This is a genomic window from Amycolatopsis sp. NPDC104819 (genome assembly GCF_055583145.1).
Genome location: NZ_JBVJON010000002.1, coordinates 166,240 through 183,622, shown reverse-complemented (window position 1 = coordinate 183,622; position 17,383 = coordinate 166,240). Strand labels below are relative to the sequence as shown.

General features: G+C 73.3%; 12 protein-coding genes and 1 pseudogene. 8 read left to right on the top strand and 5 right to left on the bottom strand.

The window, feature by feature from the left end; all coding sequences use genetic code 11:
* Positions 1–60: 60 nt before the first annotated feature.
* On the bottom strand, positions 61–1,332 hold the full coding sequence (locus tag ACZ63E_RS05710) for an ROK family protein (protein WP_465334611.1): 1,272 nt from the start codon (positions 1,330–1,332) through the stop codon (positions 61–63).
* A 343-nt stretch (positions 1,333–1,675) separates the two neighbouring features.
* Entirely contained in the window at positions 1,676–2,125 is a 450-nt protein-coding gene (locus ACZ63E_RS05705) for a MarR family winged helix-turn-helix transcriptional regulator (RefSeq protein WP_465313211.1), read from the bottom strand.
* 135 nt (positions 2,126–2,260) lie between these two features.
* On the opposite strand from ACZ63E_RS05705, the gene ACZ63E_RS05700 reads away from it, so the two are divergent.
* The 5 genes from ACZ63E_RS05700 (at position 2,261) to ACZ63E_RS05680 (ending at position 6,680) form a co-directional block, all read left to right on the top strand.
* Positions 2,261–3,445, top strand: a complete 1,185-nt coding sequence (locus ACZ63E_RS05700; protein WP_465334609.1) for an MFS transporter — start codon at positions 2,261–2,263, stop codon at positions 3,443–3,445.
* A gap of 23 nt (positions 3,446–3,468) precedes the next feature.
* On the top strand, positions 3,469–4,302 hold the full coding sequence (locus tag ACZ63E_RS05695) for an aldo/keto reductase (protein WP_465334607.1): 834 nt from the start codon (positions 3,469–3,471) through the stop codon (positions 4,300–4,302).
* Between the two features lie 417 nt (positions 4,303–4,719).
* Positions 4,720–5,322 carry a hypothetical protein gene (locus ACZ63E_RS05690; RefSeq protein ID WP_465313411.1) on the top strand — a complete coding sequence of 201 codons (603 nt, stop codon included), beginning with the start codon at positions 4,720–4,722 and terminating at the stop codon, positions 5,320–5,322.
* Positions 5,323–5,521: 199 nt separating this feature from the next.
* Positions 5,522–5,677: a hypothetical protein gene (locus tag ACZ63E_RS05685; protein ID WP_465313410.1), complete on the top strand. Its 156-nt coding sequence runs from the start codon at positions 5,522–5,524 to the stop codon at positions 5,675–5,677.
* A gap of 148 nt (positions 5,678–5,825) precedes the next feature.
* Positions 5,826–6,680 (top strand): dimethylarginine dimethylaminohydrolase family protein, encoded by an 855-nt coding sequence (locus ACZ63E_RS05680; protein WP_465334605.1) that lies wholly within the window; start codon positions 5,826–5,828, stop codon positions 6,678–6,680.
* Positions 6,681–6,734: 54 nt separating this feature from the next.
* On the opposite strand, the gene ACZ63E_RS05675 is transcribed toward ACZ63E_RS05680, so the two are convergent.
* Complete coding sequence (locus tag ACZ63E_RS05675; protein ID WP_465313408.1) at positions 6,735–7,163, bottom strand: cupin domain-containing protein; 429 nt, start codon at positions 7,161–7,163, stop codon at positions 6,735–6,737.
* Between the two features lie 244 nt (positions 7,164–7,407).
* Between ACZ63E_RS05675 and ACZ63E_RS05670 the strand changes: the two are divergent.
* Together ACZ63E_RS05670 and ACZ63E_RS05665 are read left to right on the top strand one after the other, a co-directional pair.
* Positions 7,408–7,479, top strand: a pseudogene (locus ACZ63E_RS05670) (hypothetical protein); the annotation flags it as partial.
* 74 nt (positions 7,480–7,553) lie between these two features.
* Positions 7,554–7,814, top strand: a complete 261-nt coding sequence (locus ACZ63E_RS05665; RefSeq protein WP_465335524.1) for a hypothetical protein — start codon at positions 7,554–7,556, stop codon at positions 7,812–7,814.
* Here ACZ63E_RS05665 and ACZ63E_RS05660 read toward each other — a convergent pair.
* Both ACZ63E_RS05660 and ACZ63E_RS05655 read right to left on the bottom strand, forming a co-directional pair.
* Entirely contained in the window at positions 7,799–9,169 is a 1,371-nt protein-coding gene (locus ACZ63E_RS05660; RefSeq protein ID WP_465334603.1) for a PLP-dependent cysteine synthase family protein, read from the bottom strand. The two genes, ACZ63E_RS05665 and ACZ63E_RS05660, sit on opposite strands and share 16 nt — an antisense overlap.
* Positions 9,170–9,243: 74 nt before the next feature.
* The gene (locus tag ACZ63E_RS05655; RefSeq protein ID WP_465334601.1) at positions 9,244–10,908 is read right to left on the bottom strand and encodes a glycoside hydrolase family 99 protein; all 1,665 of its coding nucleotides are present in this window, start codon (positions 10,906–10,908) and stop codon (positions 9,244–9,246) included.
* 113 nt (positions 10,909–11,021) lie between these two features.
* Here ACZ63E_RS05655 and ACZ63E_RS05650 point away from each other — a divergent pair, with 113 nt between their 5' ends.
* Complete coding sequence (locus ACZ63E_RS05650; protein WP_465334599.1) at positions 11,022–17,360, top strand: SDR family NAD(P)-dependent oxidoreductase; 6,339 nt, start codon at positions 11,022–11,024, stop codon at positions 17,358–17,360.
* The last annotated feature ends 23 nt before the right edge of the window (positions 17,361–17,383 follow it).

The following is a 17,383-nucleotide window of genomic DNA, read 5'->3' as shown; positions in this document are numbered from 1 at the left end:
CGGGCGTGCCGAGGCCCACCCGAACTACATCGCCCATTTGGATCAAGCGTTTCCACCGGGTCATCCGCTGTCCCTCTCCGCTCGCTCCGGCACCAGCGCCGGATCGTCGAAAACCGCCTGCAGCGCGACGTGCGCCCCGCCACGCGAAGCCGCCGAGAACCCGAGCCAGGACAGCTCGACGCGGCAGCCGCCGATGCCCGGGGCGACCACCCGCGCCTCGAGCTCGGCCATCATCGGGCCCAGCAGGTACGGGCCGAGCTGCGCGAAGTAGCCGCCCAGCAGCACCACGCGCGGGTTGAAGACGTTGATCAGCACGGCCGCGCCGACCCCGAGACCGGTGCCGACCTGCGCGAGCGCGTCGAGAGTGCGCTTGTCCTTGCGCTGGGCGCGGCGGCGGATCATGTCGAGCCGCTGCTCGAGGTCGAGGGACGGGTCGTGCACCGGGTCGTTGGGCGCCGCCGCGAGCCGCAGCATCCCGGCCAGCCCGACCAGGGTCTCCCAGCAGCCCCGGCGGCCGCAGCCGCAGACGCGGCCCGCCGGGTCGAGCTGGATGTGCCCGATCTCACCGGAGAAGCCCTCCGCGCCGCCGAGCAGCCGGCCCCCGGAGATCACGCCGCCGCCGACGCCGATCTCCCCGGTCAGGTAGACCAGGTCGGCGGTCCCGGCGACACTGCCCATCGCGTACTCGCCGAGCGCGCCGAGGTTGGCGTCGTTGGCCGTGCGGATCGGGAACGTCAGCGGGCCGAGCCGCCGCGTCAGCCGCTCGGTGAACCCGCCGACGACCGGAACGTCGGTCCAGTGCAGGTTCGGCGCAAAGGCGACGGTGCCGCTCGTGACGTCGACGAGCGCCGGGATGCCGACGGTCACCCCGGCGGGCAGCACGCCGAGCCGGCGGCACTCCCGCAGCGCGCGGGCGGTCAGCTCGGCGCCGGCGTCGAGCACCTTCGCCACGGGAAGCGCTTGCACGTCGAGCGCGACGCGTTGTTCGAAGAGCACCGTGCCGGTGAGGTCGAGAGCGAGCGCGGTCAGGTAGTCGACGTTGATCTCGACGCCGATCCCGCCGACCCCCCGGCCGTCCAGCCGGACGATCGTCCCCGGCCGCCCGACCGCGCCGGCGCGTTCCCGCTCGCCCTCACGGGCCAGCCCCCGCCCGACGAGCTCGGAGACCAGGCTCGACACGGTTCCCTTGTTCAGGCCGGTGTCCGCGGCGATCCCCGCCCGCGACCGGGGGCCCCCGTCACGCAGGTGCCGCAGCACGAGCGAGAGGTTGCTCCGGCGGACAGCGGTCTGGTCGGCCGGGCGCACCGGTTTGAGCGAGAAGGAGGAGTCCACGCCGACACACCCCGGTTCGTCTGGTGGGACAACAAATTAGGGCGGCCGGAACGAACAGGTCAACGAGGTGGCCGGGCGCGCACTGTCACCAAAAGGCACACAAATCAGGCTGACCAGCGAAACTATCGAACGCGCGTGACAAAAGGGTCCCACGGATGGAGCACTGGTTCGGGTGCGCGGCCACCGTAATCCCGCCGCCGATCGGGACCCGCCGTTAGTCGTGTCCCGGTGACCGGGACGAGGCCGGGCGCATAACCAAAATGTCCGGCGACACGGAAACTTGCGGGCTCCCGAGGCGCGAAAACTATCGCCGCCACGCCGAAAGTTTCCGCAACCCCCCGCGTCAGGGAGCGAAGGTGAGGGTGCCGAGCGCGGCGACCAGCGGGGCCAGCTCCGGCAGCGCCTCGGCTTCCGCCAGCGCCTCGGCCAGCGCCGTGTCGTGGGTCGGGCGCGCCGCCGTCAGCAGGGCCTGGCCGGCCGGCGTCACCTCCGTGTAGATGCCGCGGCGGTCGTCCGCGCAGAGGTAGCGGGCCAGCAGCCCACGGTCCTCCAGCCGCGTGACCAGCCGGGTCGTCGCCGACTGGCTGAGCACCACGGCGTTGGCCAGCTGGTTCATCCGCAGGTGGAAGCCGTCCTGGCGGGCCAGCACGTCCAGCACCGTGTACTCGCTCACCGACAGCTCGTGGTCGCGGTTGAGCGCGCGCTGCAGCTTGTCTTCGATGCGCGCGTGGAGCGCGGCCAGCGTGCGCCAACCCTGCGCGCGCGCTTCGACGGCGTCGTCGTCCAGTGACACGGTTCACCTCTCCCGGACTTGCCGCATACGTTTGCGCGCGGCACTCTAAAGCTTGTGCAATATACGGCGCGTGCAACTATCTCGGACGCTCGTAGTTGCTCACGCCCACAAGTCTACTCCGGAAGAAGGAAGTCCATGCCCGCCGCTCTGCTCGCCCTCGCGATCAGCGCTTTCGGGATCGGCACCACCGAGTTCGTGATCATGGGCCTGCTGCCCGAGGTCGCGGGCGACTTCGGTGTCTCGATCCCGTCCGCAGGCCTGCTCATCTCGGGGTACGCGCTCGGTGTTGTCGTCGGCGCGCCCCTGCTCACCGCGCTCGCATCGCGCGTCCCGCGCAAGACCGTGCTCGTCGCCCTGATGGGCCTGTTCATCGCGGGCAACGTGCTCTCGGCGCTGGCCCCGAGCTACGGCCTGCTGATGACCGGCCGCGTTGTCGCCGCCCTCTCGCACGGCGCGTTCTTCGGTGTCGGCTCGGTCGTCGCCGCGTCGCTCGTCGCCCCGGCCAAGCAGGCCAGCGCGATCGCGCTGATGTTCACCGGGCTGACCGTGGCGAACGTGCTCGGCGTGCCCGCCGGCACCGCGCTCGGCCAGGCCTTCGGCTGGCGCTCGACGTTCTGGGTGGTCAGCGCCCTGGGCGTGGCCGGCGCGATCGGCATCCTGGCGCTCGTGCCGCACCAGCCCAAGAGCGACAACGTCGGCCTGCGCGGTGAGCTCGCCGTGTTCCGCCGCCCGCAGGTGTGGCTCGCGCTCGCGATGACCGCACTCGGCTTCGGCGGGGTGTTCGCGTCGTTCACCTACATCGCGCCGATGATGACCGAGGTCGCGGGCTTCTCCAGTGGCGCCGTCACCTGGCTGCTCGTGCTCTTCGGCGCCGGCCTGTTCGCCGGCAACCTGCTCGGCGGCAAGGCGGCGGACCGCAAGCTGATGCCGAGCCTGTACGTCATCCTCGCCGCGCTCGCGCTGATCCTGGCCGCGTTCGTCTTCACCGCCCACGGCAAGGTGCCGGCCGCGATCACCATCGCGCTGTTCGGCGCGGCCGGGTTCGCCACGGTCCCGCCGCTGCAGGCCCGCGTCATGGCCAAGGCCGAGGGCGCCCCGGCGCTGGCCTCGGCCGCGAACATCGCCGCGTTCAACCTCGGCAACGCCGGCGGCGCGTGGCTCGGCGGCCGGGCCATCGAATCCGGCCTCGGCTACACCGCGCCCAACTGGATCGGCGCCCTGCTCGCCGCGGCCGGCCTCGCCGTGGCGCTCTTCTCCGGCCTGCTCGACCGCCGGACCCCCGTCAGTTTCCCCGCCGGGGAACGGGTACCCGCCCGATGAACCACCCACCGAAAGGAACCCTCGTGACCAGCGTGCCCGTCATCGAAATCGCCGACGGCGTCCGGATGCCGCAACTCGGCTACGGCGTGTTCCAGGTCCCGGACGACGAGACCACCGCCGCCGTGAAGGCCGCCCTCGAAGCGGGCTACCGCAGCATCGACACGGCCACCGTCTACGGCAACGAAAAGGGCGTCGGCCAGGCGCTCGCCGAGTCCGACGTCGCCCGTGAAGACCTGTTCGTCACCACCAAGCTGTGGAACTCCGCCCAGGGGTACGACGAGACGCTCAAGGCGTTCGACGCCAGCATGGCCAAGCTCGGCCTGGAGCAGCTGGACCTCTACCTGATCCACTGGCCGACACCCGAGCGCGACAAGTACCTCGCCACGTGGAAGGCGTTCGAGAAGCTGCACGCCGACGGCCGCGTCCGCGCGATCGGCGTGTCCAACTTCCAGCCCGCGCACCTCGAGCGCCTGCTCGACGCGGCCGACGTCGCCCCCGCGGTCAACCAGGTCGAGCTGCATCCCTACCTGCAGCAGCAGGAGGTCCGCGAGTTCGACGCCAAGCACGGCATCACGACCGAAGCGTGGAGCCCGCTCGCCAAGGGCGGCTCGCTGCTGGGCGACCCGGTGATCGCGGACCTCGCGGTGAAGCACAGCCGCACGCCCGCGCAGATCGTGCTGCGCTGGCACCTGCAGCTGGGCAACGTCGTGATCCCGAAGTCCGTGACGCCGTCGCGGATCGCGGAGAACTTCGACCTGTTCGGGTTCACCCTCGCGGAGGAGGAGCTGGAGCTGCTCACCCCGCTGGACCGCGGTGAGCGCACCGGTCCCGACCCGGACACCTTCAACGCCGCCTGACCCCGTCGTGGGGGGGGGGGGGGGGGGGGGGGGGGGGGGGGAAGGAGGGGGGGGGGGGGGGGGGCGGGGGGGGGGGGGGGGGGGGGGGGGGGGGGGGGGGGGGGGGGGGGGGGAGAAAGCATCCCCCTCCCCCCCCCCCCTCCTCCCCCCTCCTTTTTTTCCCCCCCCTCCTCCCTCCCACCCCCCCCCCCCCCCCCCCCCCCCCCCCCCGACACCGGAACCGGGGGCGGCCGGGCAAAGGTGCCTGCCGTCCATCCTTCCGTTCCCCCTTTGCCGCCGCAAGAATCGCGTTAATTGTCCTCCGTGGCCAAGGGTCGCCACCAAGGCCCGCGATGACCTGTAATACCGGAAGAAAGAACGGCGCCGCGCGATCCGTTCGCCGAACCCCCTGCGGTTCTCTTCCGGAAGGACATGGCCATGCTCGAGGACCGGATTCCGGTACGTGTCACCGAACCCGAACGGCTCGTCGCGGCCGGCCCGCCGGTGCGCGGAAGCCTGGCCTGGCAACGGATCCGGAACTGCTCGACCTATCTGGTGGCGGCCGCCGCGACCGCGTTGCTCGCCGTGGCGATCTGGCTCTCGGCCCACGTTGACCCCGGCCCCCGCTGGCACGAAATCGCGTTGTTCGCCCATCTCGCGTCCCTCGTTCTCGGGCTCGGCGCGGTTCTGGTCGCGGACTACTTCTTCGCTCTCTGGCTGTTCCGCCGCGTGACTTTCGCCGAGGCGGTGCGCAGCACTTCACAGCTGCACCTGCTCGTGTGGTCCGGGCTGACCGGGCTCGTCGCGAGTGGTGTGCTGCTCCAGCCGGACCTGCGTTCCCCGGCCACTTTGCTGAAGCTCGGGCTGGTGCTCGGGCTCACCGTCAACGGCGTGCACACGGCCGTGCTGGGCCGGCGGATGGCCGGCGTCACCGGCACCCCGGGAACCCGGCTGCTCGTCCGCGGCGCCGTCACCACGGCGGTTTCGCAGATCTGCTGGTGGGGTGCCGTGGTCATCGGTTTCCTGAACGCGACCCGCTGAATTCGCCCGCCCTTCGTTTCCGCGTCCGGCGAAACGCCACAACCCCACAGGATCGAACACGTGTTGTCAGCCATTGTTTCCGCCGCGCCCGCCGAGCTGTCCGGATCTGGCCAGACGAGCGGGGCCCGCGAACGCCACTCTGAGAACACCCGGCCCCCCGAGCGGAATGCGGCCGGGAAGTCCACGAAAGGAAGGAACCATGATCACCAAGGTCTCGCGCGTCCTGGGTCAGGCCCGGCGGGCCGCCGGCGCGCTCAACCGGTCGAGCAGCATCGGCCAGCGGCTCGACGAAGCCCGCTCCACCACGGACTACCTGCTGACCATCGAACTGTTCCGGCTCCGCGGCCTGGGCTGACCGGCGTCGCGTTCGCCGGGGCCGCCCGGTCGGCTCCGGACGCCCAGTGCCGTGCGCCCGGACTCGGTGCGGCGGTGGAGCCCGGGACCGGCCGGGCCCCGCCGGCGGGGCCCGCCCTCCGTCCCGCCCGCCCGACGAAAGAGCCATGATGACCAGCACCGTTCCCGCCGTCACCGCACCGGCCGCCGCCACCCGGGAAAAACAGTCCCACCGCAGGCTGCTGATGTGTTCGGCGCAGCACTTCCGCATCGACTACGAGATCAACCCCTACATGCACGCCGACGTCCAGCCGGACCCGGCGGCCGCGGCGGCCGAGCACGACGGCATCGTCGCCGCGCACCTCGCCGCGGGCCGCACGGTCGAGTTCGTCGAGGCCGACCCGGCCTGCCCGGACATGACGTACACGGCGAACGCGGCCGCCGTGCGCGGTGACCGGGCCGTGCTCGCCACCCTCCCGCCGGAACGCGCCGCGGAGACCCCGCACCACCGCGTCTGGTTGGAGGCCAACGGGTTCGACGTCGCCGACACGCCGTACGCGTTCAGCGGCCAAGGTGACGCCCTGGCGTGCGGGGACCTGCTCCTGGCCGCGCACGGGCAGCGCACCGACGTCCGGGCCCACCGCGTCCTGGCCCGGCACCTCGGGTACGAGGTCGTCGCGCTGCGCACCACGAGCGCCCGGTGGTACGACCTCGACCTGGCGGTCGCGGTGATCCACCCGGGCCGCACCCTGGCCTACAACCCCGAAGCCCTGGACCGGCCCAGCCTGCGCACACTGCGTGGGCTCGGCCTGGAGCTGATCGAGGTCCGCCCGGCGGAAGCGGCGCGGTTCGCGCTGAACCTCATCAGCGACGGCCGCACGGTCACGATGACCACGGGCGCGCCCCACCTGGCGGCGGACCTGCGCGCGCTGGGCCTGACGGTCGTGGAGCTCGACACGACCGAGCTGCGCAAGGGCGGCGGTGGCATCCGCTGCACGGCGTTGACCCTGGACAACCCGGCCTGACCGGCCCGGCCCGCGGACTGGCTCGTCCCTCCCGGCGCGTCCACAGTGGACGAGTCAGTCCCCGGGCACCTCGACCGGCGACCAGAGGCTCGGCAGGTTGACCACGATGCCCTCCTGGCTGCTGCGCGCGATGATCACGACGGCTTCCTCGTCCGTCGGGTTCTCCTCGCGGTGCGGCACGTACGGCGGCACGAAGATGTAGTCGCCGGGTCCGGTCTCGATGCGGACCTCTTCGTCACCGTCGGCGAAGACGAACACCGGGTGCCCGGACTTGACGTAGATCGCGGTCTCGGCCTCGCCGTGGTGGTGGTCGCCGGAGTTGGTGACCGGCGCGACGTGCGTCTCGCCCATCCAGACCTTCGACGACCCGACGGTCTTGCCGGAGATCGCCTCGAGCCGGGTCATCCCGGTCGTCTGGTTCGTCTCGCCGGTCAGGTCCGCCCCGCGGACGTGGCGCAGCGGCTGGTGCCAGAGGTCGCTCATCGGGGAATCGTAAGCGCTGCGACCCGAAACCGCGTCCGGCGTAGCCCTGCTCGCCGGGTTCCCGCCGGGCCTGGCCGCCGGGCCCGGCTACCTCGACTACAACGCCACGACGCCGGTCAACCCCCGGGTCGGCCAGGCGGCTTCGCCGTACTGGGCGGGCTTCTTCGGCAATCCCTCCAGCGACCACCCGTACGCCGGCGACCCCCGCGCGCACCTGGTCGTCCAGGCGACGGAACACCCGGCCGTGCTGGAGAACGCCCGGGCGCTCGAGCGGCTGCACGGCGTCCGGGTCACCGTGCTTCCTGTCGACCACGACGGTTCGGTCGCCCTCGAGGCGCTGAAAGCGGCGCTGCGGGACGGCGAGCCCGCGGTCGCAACGTCGCGCCGGCCGTGGCGCTCGGGACCGCCGCCCGGCCGGCCGCCGACGACCTCGCGGCCGGCGGCGCCCGGCGCATCGCCGGCCTGCGGGACGACCTGCACCGACGGCTGGCCGCGGCCCTGCCGGGCCGGGTCCACCTCAACGGCTCCGCCGAGCGGAGGCTGCCGAACACGCTCAACGTCGGCATCGACGGGACCCGGGGCCGCTGGAGCACCCTGTCCGATGTGGACACGGCCGTCGAAGCGCTGAGCGCCGGTCAGGAACCGGGCTGAGCCTGTCCCTTGTGGACGATCCCGGCCACCCGTCCGTCCACCAGAACCCAGGCGTGCTCGTGCCGCTCCGCCGCGTGCTGCTCGCCGACGCCCACCGCGGGCAGCGGGCCCGTGACGTACCCGGAGATCGGCTCGTCCGGCTTCGCCACGCCGTCGGCCACCAGCTGCCGCAGCGCCGGAACCTCGAGGGTGCCGGTCACCTCGGCGTACGACATCGGTCCCGAAGCCCCGGGGCGAGCCGGGCCGACGGGCCAGAACGAGGCCTCGGGGTGGTGGTCGGCCAGGGCGAGCGCCTCACCGACCGACGCCGTCCCGGCCAGGCCGGGCACGGCGGCCGGCACGGGCTCCTCGCCCACCTCGACGCCGGTCGGGAAGCCGAGGTGCCCGAGCCAGTCGTCGTCGAAGTACTTGGACAGGTACGACCGGCCGGAGTCGGGCACCACCACGACGACCAGGTCGTCCGGCCCGAGGTCACGCGCGACGCGCAGCGCGGCGGCGACCGCCGTGCCCGCCGACGCCCCGAGCAGCAGCCCTTCTTCGCGCGCGAGGCGTCGCGTGACGAGCACGGATTCGCGGTCGCTGACGGCTTCGACCCGGTCGAGGACACCGGGGTCGTAGGAGCGGGGCCAGACGTCCTCGGCGGTGTCCGGGTGCCGGTAGTGGCCGATGGCCTCGACCACGTACGGGCTGCCGTCCCCGCCGGAGTACACCGAATGGTCGGGGTCGGCGCCGATCACCCGCACCCGGCCGTCGCTGACCCGCTTGAGGTGCGCGCCGGCGCCGGTGATCGTGCCGCCGGTGCCGATGCCGGCGACGAAGTGGGTGAGCCGCCCGCGCGTCTGCCGCCAGATCTCCGGCCCGGTGGTCGTCTCGTGGGCGGCGGGGTTGGCCGGGTTGTCGTACTGGTCGGCGAGCCAGCCGTCGTTCTCCTCGGCGAGACGCCGGGCCGTCCGCCGGACGTGGGCCGGGTCTTCGAGCGCCACGGTGCCCTCGGTGACGACGACCTCGGCGCCGTAGGCCCGCAGGATGGCCGTCTTCTCCCGGCTGGTCTTGTCCGGCACGACGACAGTCAGCCGGTACCCGCGCTGCGCGGCCACGATCGCGAGGCCGATCCCGGTGTTGCCCGACGTGCCCTCGACGATGAGCCCGCCGGGCCGCAGCGCGCCGGACCGTTCGGCGTCGAGCACCATGGAGAGCGCGGCCCGGTCCTTGACGCTCCCGCCCGGGTTGAGGAACTCGGCTTTGACGTAGATCCGCGGCCCGTCCGCCGGCGCGACCCGCGCGAGCCGGATCAACGGCGTCTCGCCGATCGCGTCGAGCACGGAGTCGAAGGCTTCGACGTCGTCGGATGCCATGCGGGGGTCCCCTCGTCAGCCGGGTGGCGGGCACCTCCAGTGTGGCCCGCGACCCGGCCGAGCCGCAGGTCATCTCAGCGGTAGACCTCGAACCGGGCGATCTGACCGGCCGGCCACCCGGTGTTGCCGGTGCAGGTCAGCCGCAGAAAACGCGCACTACCCGCCGGAACACTGAGGGTGACGCTGTTCCCGCGAGCCGGGTCGAACACATACCCCGCCGACGGAACCAGCGTCGTGAACGAGCCGCCGTCGGTGGAGCCGGAGAGGGTCAGCGTCTGCGTCCGAGCACCCCACGCGCTCGACGGCGGCACCGCCACCACCACCCGCGTCACCGAAGCCGCCGCGCCGAGGTCGACCTGGAGCCACTGCGGGAACGCGTTGTTCGCGCTTTCCCAGTAGCTGTCCGGGTTTCCGTCGACGGCGTTGCCCGATCCGTAGTTCTGGGTGTGGCTGCTCTCGGCCGTCGCGCGGCCGCGGGCCAGGTCGGTCGAGCCGCCCGTGGTCAGCGTTGGTGACGTCGGCCGGGTGGCCGTCAGCGGGAGCTGGCCCTTGAGCATGCGGCCGCCGTCCGCGGTCAGCCGCAGGTAGTAGTCCGACGAGCACGCCGTCCCGTCCTCGTCGAGGGCGAGCAGCCCGGCTCCGACCGGGGACATGGACGCGTTTTCGGCCGTCTTCGCGATCTGGTTGCCCTCGCCGTATTCGTCGAACATCGAGATGTAGATGCCCTGCACCCCCGCGCGCACCATGTTGTAGAACTGGCGCCACATGAAGTCGCCGTGGGCGCGTTGCCGTCCGGAGACGTCGCCGGGCAGCACGCACGGCTGGTAGTCGATGCCGTGGGCGGTGCAGTCGGCCTGGTCCGGCACGGTGAGGTTCTGGTACATCCAGTCGGCGCCCGCGATGTCGCTCACCGCGCCCACCATCCACGGCGAGATCATGTTGAAGGCGCGGTAGACGTCGCCGAAGCCGGGCCGCGAACCGCCGTCGCTGGTCCGCCACTCGCGGGGCACGCCGCCGATGACGTAGCACCCCTGGCCCTTGAACCAGTTCACGACGTCGAGGCAGGTGCCCGCGTCCCACGGGTGGTTGCCGTCGTTGTACCCGAACCCCCAGATGCAGACGACCGGCTTGCCGTTCTGGCGCGCGTAGGCCGGCGACGCCGTGTGCGCGGCCATCTTCGCCGTCCAGTCGGCCTTCATCTCCGGCTGCATGTTCGCCCAGCCGGTCGCGTCGTACATGATGTAGAACTTCCGCCCGTGCGCCTCGGCCGCGCTGCGGACCTTCGCGGCCATCGCGTCGCGGGTCGGGCCTTCGCTGCTGTTGGGGTTGAAGCGCTGCAACGCCGCGGTGTCGCAGCCGTTCTGCTGCATCCACAGGAAGTGCGTGTCGACGGTCTGCTGGTCGTAGGAGGAGAACAGCGTCGCCGGCTGGCCGTTGCCGAGGTTGGCGTACGCGGTCTGGTACGTGCGGGTGTACTCACGCATGTCCGGCCAGGCCTTGATGACGTTGTTGGACGGCGACGGCGTCCGCCCCCAGTCCTGGCCCCAGTGCCACCAGCCGTTGATCGGCGCGCCATCGCCGGCGCAGGCGAACCAGCCCTGGTACCCGACGGTGATCTTGCCGACGACGTCACCCGGCGGGCTCGCCGCGGCGGCGGTGCGAGCCCCGGCGAGGGAAAGCGCTCCCCAGGCCGAAGCGGCGGCGGCTGAACCGAGCAACGTCCTGCGCGAGATCGCCATGCCGGAACTGTAGGCTCTGAGACAAAGAGTGGCAATAGTCATACATTTTTCAGAAATTTTCGTACATATGCCTGCAAAGACAGTAGGGCCCCGACGTCGCTATCGTGGCGTCCATGGGGGAGGTTCAGCACGATCTCGTGCGGCCGTTGCCGGTTCTGCTCGCAGGACGTCGTGACGACCGGCCGGCGTTTTCCGACGGCACGCGTGCGGTGACGCACGGGGAGCTGGCCGAAACGAGCGGACGCCTCGCCGCCGCGCTCGGCGTGGCCCGCGGGGACCGGGTGCTGCTGCACGTCGGCGGCCGGGTCGAGTTCGTCGAGTTCCTGCTGGCCACCGTGCGCGCGGCCGCCGTCGGGGTTCCGGTGAGCGTCCGGGCCACGGAGGCGGAGCTCGCCGCCGTCGCCGACGACTCGGGCGCGGTCCTGCTGGTCACCGAGGCGCGGCACGCGGACCTGGCGCGCCGGCTGGCCGCGAGCCGGCCGCACTTGCGACTGCTGTTCGTCGAAGACCCGCCCTCGGCGTCCGGGGCGCCGCGCGACGACCTCGGGCTCGACGAGCCGGCGTGGCTGCTCTACACCTCCGGCACCACCGGCCGCCCGAAAGGCGTGCTGACGACACAGCGATCGATGCTGTGGTCCACCGCCGTGGCCTACGTCCCGATGTTCGGCCTGAGCCGGGACGACACCGTGCTGTGGCCGCTCCCGGTGCACCACGCCTACGCGCTGTCGCTGGCGGTGCTCGCGACGATCGCCACCGGCGCGCACACCCGCTTCGCCGACCGGTGTTCGGCCGAGCTGCTGGCCGAGCACCCCGGCTGTGTGCTCGCCGGCGTTCCCGCCACGTACGCGGGGCTGCGGCAGGAGATCCGCGGCGCGGTGGTCCCGCCGCGCCTGTGCCTGACCTCGGGCGCGCCGTGCGGCCCGGCCGCGCGGGCCGCCGTGCGCGACCTGTTCGGCGTGCCGCTGCTGAACGGCTACGGCGCCACCGAGACCGGCGGCAAGATCGCCGTCGAAGTACCCGGCGAGACGGGACTGGTCCCGTTGCCGGGCAACGAGATCCGTGTCAAAAGCGGAGAGATCCTCTTTCGTGGCCCGGGTTTGATGCTGGGCTACCACGGGCAGGCCGGCTCGCCGTTCGAAGACGGCTGGTACCGCACCGGCGACGCGGGCCGTCTCGAGGACGGCAAGGTCGTGCTCCAGGGCCGGGTCGACGACGTGATCGTCTGCGGCGGCCAGAACGTGCACCCGGCCGAGGTGGAGGCCGTGCTCGCCGAGTCGCCGTCCGTGCGGGACGTGCTCGTCGGCAGCCGGCCGGACGAGGTGGTCGGCGAGGTCCCGATCGCGTTTGTCGTGCCGGCCGGCGACACCGTCGATCCGGCGCAGCTGCGGCGGCTGTGCCTGGAACGGCTGTCGCTGTACAAGGTCCCGGTGGCGTTCCACCGGGTCGACACGATTCCGCGGACGGCGTCGGGCAAACCGCGGCGCGGGATCCTGACCGCTCCGGAAACCCCTGTGCCGCAAGCAGATCTCGCGGATATCGTGCGCGCGGAAGTCGTCGCCCTGTGCGGGCACGACGGCGGGGACGGCTGGCGCGACCGCCCGTTCACCGACCTCGGGCTCTCGTCGCTGGCCGGGGTGCAGCTGCGGCACCGGCTCACCGAGTTCGCCGGTGTGTCGCTGCCCGCGTCGCTGATCTACGACTTCCCGACGCCGGGCGAGGTGATCGCGGAGCTCACGCGGCTGACGTCCGGCGCGCGGTCCGCGGCCCCGGCAACCGCGGTGACCCCGGCGGCGGAACCCATCGCCGTCGTCTCGATGGCGTGCCGGTTCCCCGACGGGGTGCGGTCCCCGGAGGACCTCTGGCGGCTGGTCCGCGACGGCGTCGACGCGACCGGGGAGTTCCCCGCCGACCGCGGCTGGGACGTCGAGGCGCTGCACGACCCGGACCCCGACCGGCTCGGCACCTCGGTCACCCGCCGTGGCGGGTTCCTCTACGACGCCGGGGACTTCGACGCCGGGCTGTTCGGGATCTCGCCGCGGGAGGCCCTGGCCACGGACCCGCAGCAGCGGTTGCTGCTCGAAACCACGTGGGAGCTGTTCGAACGCGCCGGCCTCGACCGCGCGGCGCTCCGGGGCAGCAACACGGGTGTGTACGTCGGGGTCATGAACGAGGACTACGCGAGCCGGTTCGACTCGCACGAGCTCGAAGCCTGGCTGGGCATCGGCTCGTCGCACGCGGTCGCGTCCGGCCGGATCGCCTACACCTTCGGGCTGACCGGGCCGACGCTCACCGTCGACACGGCGTGCTCGTCGTCGCTGGTGGCCCTGCACCTGGCGGCCAAGGCCCTGCGAGCGGGGGAGTGCTCGCTCGCCGTCGCCGGTGGCGCGACGGTGATGGCGACCCCGCGGACGTTCCTCGCGTTCAGCCGCCAGCGCGGGCTGTCCCCGGACGGCCGCTGCCGGCCCTATGCCGCCGACGCCGACGGCACCGCGTGGGCCGAAGGCGCCGGAGTCGTGCTGCTGGAACGGCTTTCGGACGCACGACGGCTCGGGCACCCCGTCCTGGCGGTGCTGCGGGGATCGGCCGTCAACTCCGACGGCGCCTCGAACGGGCTGACCGCGCCGAGCGGGCGGGCGCAGCGCGCGGTGGTCGCCTCGGCACTCGCCGATGCGGGACTGGCGCCCGCGGACGTCGACGCCGTCGAAGGCCACGGGACGGCGACCCCGCTGGGTGACCCGATCGAGGCGGAGGCCCTGATCGCGGCGTACGGCCGGGACCGCGACCGGCCGCTGTGGCTCGGTTCGGTGAAGTCCAACCTCGGCCACACCCAGGCCGCCGCCGGTGTCGCCGGGGTGCTGAAGATGGTGCTGGCCCTGCAGCACGAACAGCTGCCGCCGTCGCGATACGCGGACAACCCGAGCCCGCGGATCGACTGGTCGGCCGGGAGCGTCGCCCTGCTCGACCGGGCGCGGCCGTGGCCCGCCGGGGACCGGCCGCGGCGGGCCGGGGTGTCGGCGTTCGGGATCGGCGGCACCAACGCCCACGTCCTGCTGGAGGAGCCGCCACCCGAAAAGCCGTTGGCGCGCAACGGCTTCCCGGCGACGCCGTGGCTGCTGGCCGCGGCCGACGAGGCCTCGCTGCGCGCCGTCGCCGCCGGGCTCGCGGACGTCCCGGACAGCCTCGACGTCGCCTACACCCTGGCCACCCGTCTGGCGCCCGGGCACCGCGTGCTCGTGCCCGCCGGTGACCGTGAGGCGCTGCGAGCGGTCGCCGAGGGACGGGTCCGCGGGCGCACGGTCCGGAGCGCGCCGCGGCTGGCGTTCCTGTTCTCCGGTCAGGGCGCCCAGCGGGCGGGCATGGGACGTGAGCTCGCCCGGTCCTTCCCGGTGTTCGCCGACGCCTTCGACGCGGCCTGGGCCGCGCTCGGCGCGGAGCCGGCCGACGACGATCCGGACCGCACGGACCACGCCCAGGCCGCGCTGTTCGCGTTCGAGGTCGCCCAGTTCCGGTTGCTCGAGTCGTGGGGTGTCCGCCCGGACGTCGTGGTGGGGCACTCGGTCGGCGAAATCGCCGCGGCCCACGTCGCCGGGATCCTGTCGCTGCGCGACGCGGCCACCCTGGTGAGCGCGCGCGGGCGGCTCATGGCCGCGTTGCCGGCCGGCGGTGTCATGATCGCCGTCGCCGCGAGCGAGGACGAAGTCACGCCGTTGCTCACCGGGTCCGTCGCGATCGCCGCCGTCAACGGCCCGCGTTCGGTTGTCCTCTCCGGCGAAGAGGCCGCGACGACGGCGGTGGCCGAGCGGCTGGGTGGCGGGTCCCGCCTGCGGGTCAGCCACGCGTTCCACTCACCGCTGATGGACCCGATGCTCGGCGAGTTCGCCGCCGTCGTCGCGTCGGTGCGCCACGAACGCGCGGAGATCCCGTTCGTGTCGAGCCTGACCGGCGCCCGGGCCGACGTCCTCGAGCCCGGGCACTGGGGGCGGCACGTGCGCGAGACTGTGCGGTTCGCCGACGCGCTCGCCGCCGCCGCGCCCGACACCGGCCTCGAGCTCGGCCCGGCGGCCGTGCTCAGCCGGCTCGCGGATTTTCCCGCCGTGACGACAACTCTGTCGGGGGAAGGGGTGCTCGCCGCGCTGGGCGCGGTGCACACTTCCGGCGTCCCGATCGACTGGCGGACGGTGTTCCGCGGCAGCGGCGCCCGGACCGTGCCGGTGCCCACCTACCCGTTCCGGCGGACGCGGTACTGGCTGGAGCCGTCGGCGCCGGTCGTCACCGGGCCGGGGCACGCGCTGCTCGGCCCGGCGCTGGAAGCCCCGGACTCATCGCGGGTCGTGCACGGCGGTTCCCTCGACCCGCGCGCATTCCCCTGGCTGGCCGACCACACAGTCGGCGGCACCCCACTGGTCCCCGGCTCGCTGTTCGTCGAGCTGGCATTGCACGCGGGGGAGGCCGTCGAGGAGCTGGCCCTGGAGGCGCCGCTCCCGTTCGACGGGACCGAGGACACCTACCTGCAGGTGGTCGTCGACGGGCCGCGGCTGGACGTCTACGCCCGGCGGCGGAGCGAAAAGGACTGGCGGCGCCACGCGACGGGCCGGATCCGGCCCCGCGGCCCGCTGCCCGGCACGTGGACAGGGGAGTGGCCACCGGCGGGCGCGACGGAGGCCGACGTCACCGAGGCGTACGGGTTCCACACCTACGGCCCCGCGTTCCGGGCGGTGAAACGGCTTTGGCGGCGCGAAGGCGAGGTGTTCGCCGACGTCGAGCTCCCGCCGGGCGCCGCCGGCCGGTTCGGGCTGCACCCGATCCTGCTGGACGCCGCCGTGCACGCCGTGGCGCTCACCGGTGAGGCGGCCGTCGAACCGCGGTTGCCGTTCCTGTGGAACGGAGTCGAGCTGTACACCCCCGGCGCGCGCCGGGCCCGGGTGCACGGCGTGCTCGACTCCGGCGCGCTGCGCGTCGAGCTGTTCGACACGGATGGTGAGCCGATCGCGCGGGTGGCGTCGCTGCTCACCCGGCCGGTGCACCCGCGCGACACGATGCTCTACCGTCCGAAGTGGACACCGGTGTCGCCGGTCGCCGCCCGTGAGCCGGTCGCCGTCGTCGAAGCCACGACGGGCGACGTGCGTGAAGCGACCACGGCCGCCCTCCGGCTCCTCCAGGAGCGGCTGCCCGAGCGGCTGGCCCTGGTCACGCGCAACGCCACCGGCCCGGAGCCGGACTTGGCCGCGGCGGCCGTCTGGGGCCTCGGCTGTTCCGCGGCCGCCGAGTACCCGGGCCGGCTGACCATGGTCGACGTCGAGCCCGGCTTCCCGCTCGAGCGGGTCCCGGACTTCGCCGGGGACGGCCGGGAACCGCAGATCGCGATCCGCGACGGGGTGCCGCACGTGTTCCGGGTCGCGCGCGCGACGCCGTCCGGCACCCGGCCGATCGACCCCGCCGGGACGGTCCTGGTCACCGGCGGCACCGGCGCTCTAGGGGGACTGCTGGCCCGCCACCTCGTCCGCGGCCACGACGTCCGGCACCTGCTGCTGGTGAGCCGCCGCGGGCCGGCCGCGCCGGGTGCCGAAGAACTGCGCGCCGAGCTGGCCGCGCTCGGCGTCGACGTCCGGATCGTCGCCGCGGACGTCGCGGACCGGGCCGTGGTGTCCCGGCTCGTGGACACCTGCGACCCGCCGCTGACCGCCGTCGTGCATTCCGCGGCCGTGGTCGACGACGGTGTCCTCACCGCCCAGACGCCAGAGCGCTTTGACACGGTGCTCGGCCCGAAGGCGGACGCCGCCGTGGTGCTGGACGAGGTGACCCGGCACCGACCGCTGACGGCGTTCGTGCTGTTCTCCTCCATCGCCGGGACGTTCGGCAAGGCCGGCCAGGCCAACTACGCGGCCGCCAACCGGTTCCTGGACGCGCTGGCCGTCCGACGGCGGGCGGCAGGCCTGCCCGCGTTGTCCCTGGCGTGGGGCCTGTGGGACGTCGGCACCGGGCTCGGCGACCGCATCTCCGCGACCGCCCGGCAGCGGATCCACGCTTCCGGCGTCGCGGGGCTGACCGCCGAGCAGGGCCTCGAGCTGTTCGACGCGGCCCTCGGGTCGGCCGAGCCGGTCCTGGTCCCGGTCCGCTTCACCCCGGCGGCGGTGGAAACCCCGCCGGCGGCCCGCGGAGTCGTGCCGTCGACGACCGGGGAGCGCAGCTGGCCGGCCCAGCCGTCGGAGGCCGAGCTGCGGGAGCTGCTGCGCGTCGAGGTGGCCGCGGTGCTCGGCCACCCGGACCCGCGGGCGGTCACCGACGACCGGCCGTTCCCCGAGCTGGGGTTCGACTCCCTGACCACGCTGGAGGTCCGCGCCCGCCTGACGACGCTGGCCGGCCGCGACATCCCGGCGGTGGCCCTGTTCGACCACCCGACGGTCGCCGAGCTGGCGGCGTACCTCCACGGCGCCCGGCCCCGCTCGTCGTGAGTGGTAATGAGGGTTCTAACCCT

Bases quoted from the DNA above. Each gene is read 5' to 3' on its own strand.
- ACZ63E_RS05700 (WP_465334609.1), top strand. From the start codon at position 2,261: ATGCCCGCCGCTCTGCTCGCCCTCGCGATCAGCGCTTTCGGGATCGGC.
- ACZ63E_RS05690 (WP_465313411.1), top strand. From the start codon at position 4,720: ATGCTCGAGGACCGGATTCCGGTACGTGTCACCGAACCCGAACGGCTC.
- ACZ63E_RS05685 (WP_465313410.1), top strand. From the start codon at position 5,522: ATGATCACCAAGGTCTCGCGCGTCCTGGGTCAGGCCCGGCGGGCCGCC.
- ACZ63E_RS05680 (WP_465334605.1), top strand. From the start codon at position 5,826: ATGACCAGCACCGTTCCCGCCGTCACCGCACCGGCCGCCGCCACCCGG.
- ACZ63E_RS05675 (WP_465313408.1), bottom strand. From the start codon at position 7,163: ATGAGCGACCTCTGGCACCAGCCGCTGCGCCACGTCCGCGGGGCGGAC.
- ACZ63E_RS05660 (WP_465334603.1), bottom strand. From the start codon at position 9,169: ATGGCATCCGACGACGTCGAAGCCTTCGACTCCGTGCTCGACGCGATC.
- ACZ63E_RS05655 (WP_465334601.1), bottom strand. From the start codon at position 10,908: ATGGCGATCTCGCGCAGGACGTTGCTCGGTTCAGCCGCCGCCGCTTCG.
- ACZ63E_RS05650 (WP_465334599.1), top strand. From the start codon at position 11,022: ATGGGGGAGGTTCAGCACGATCTCGTGCGGCCGTTGCCGGTTCTGCTC.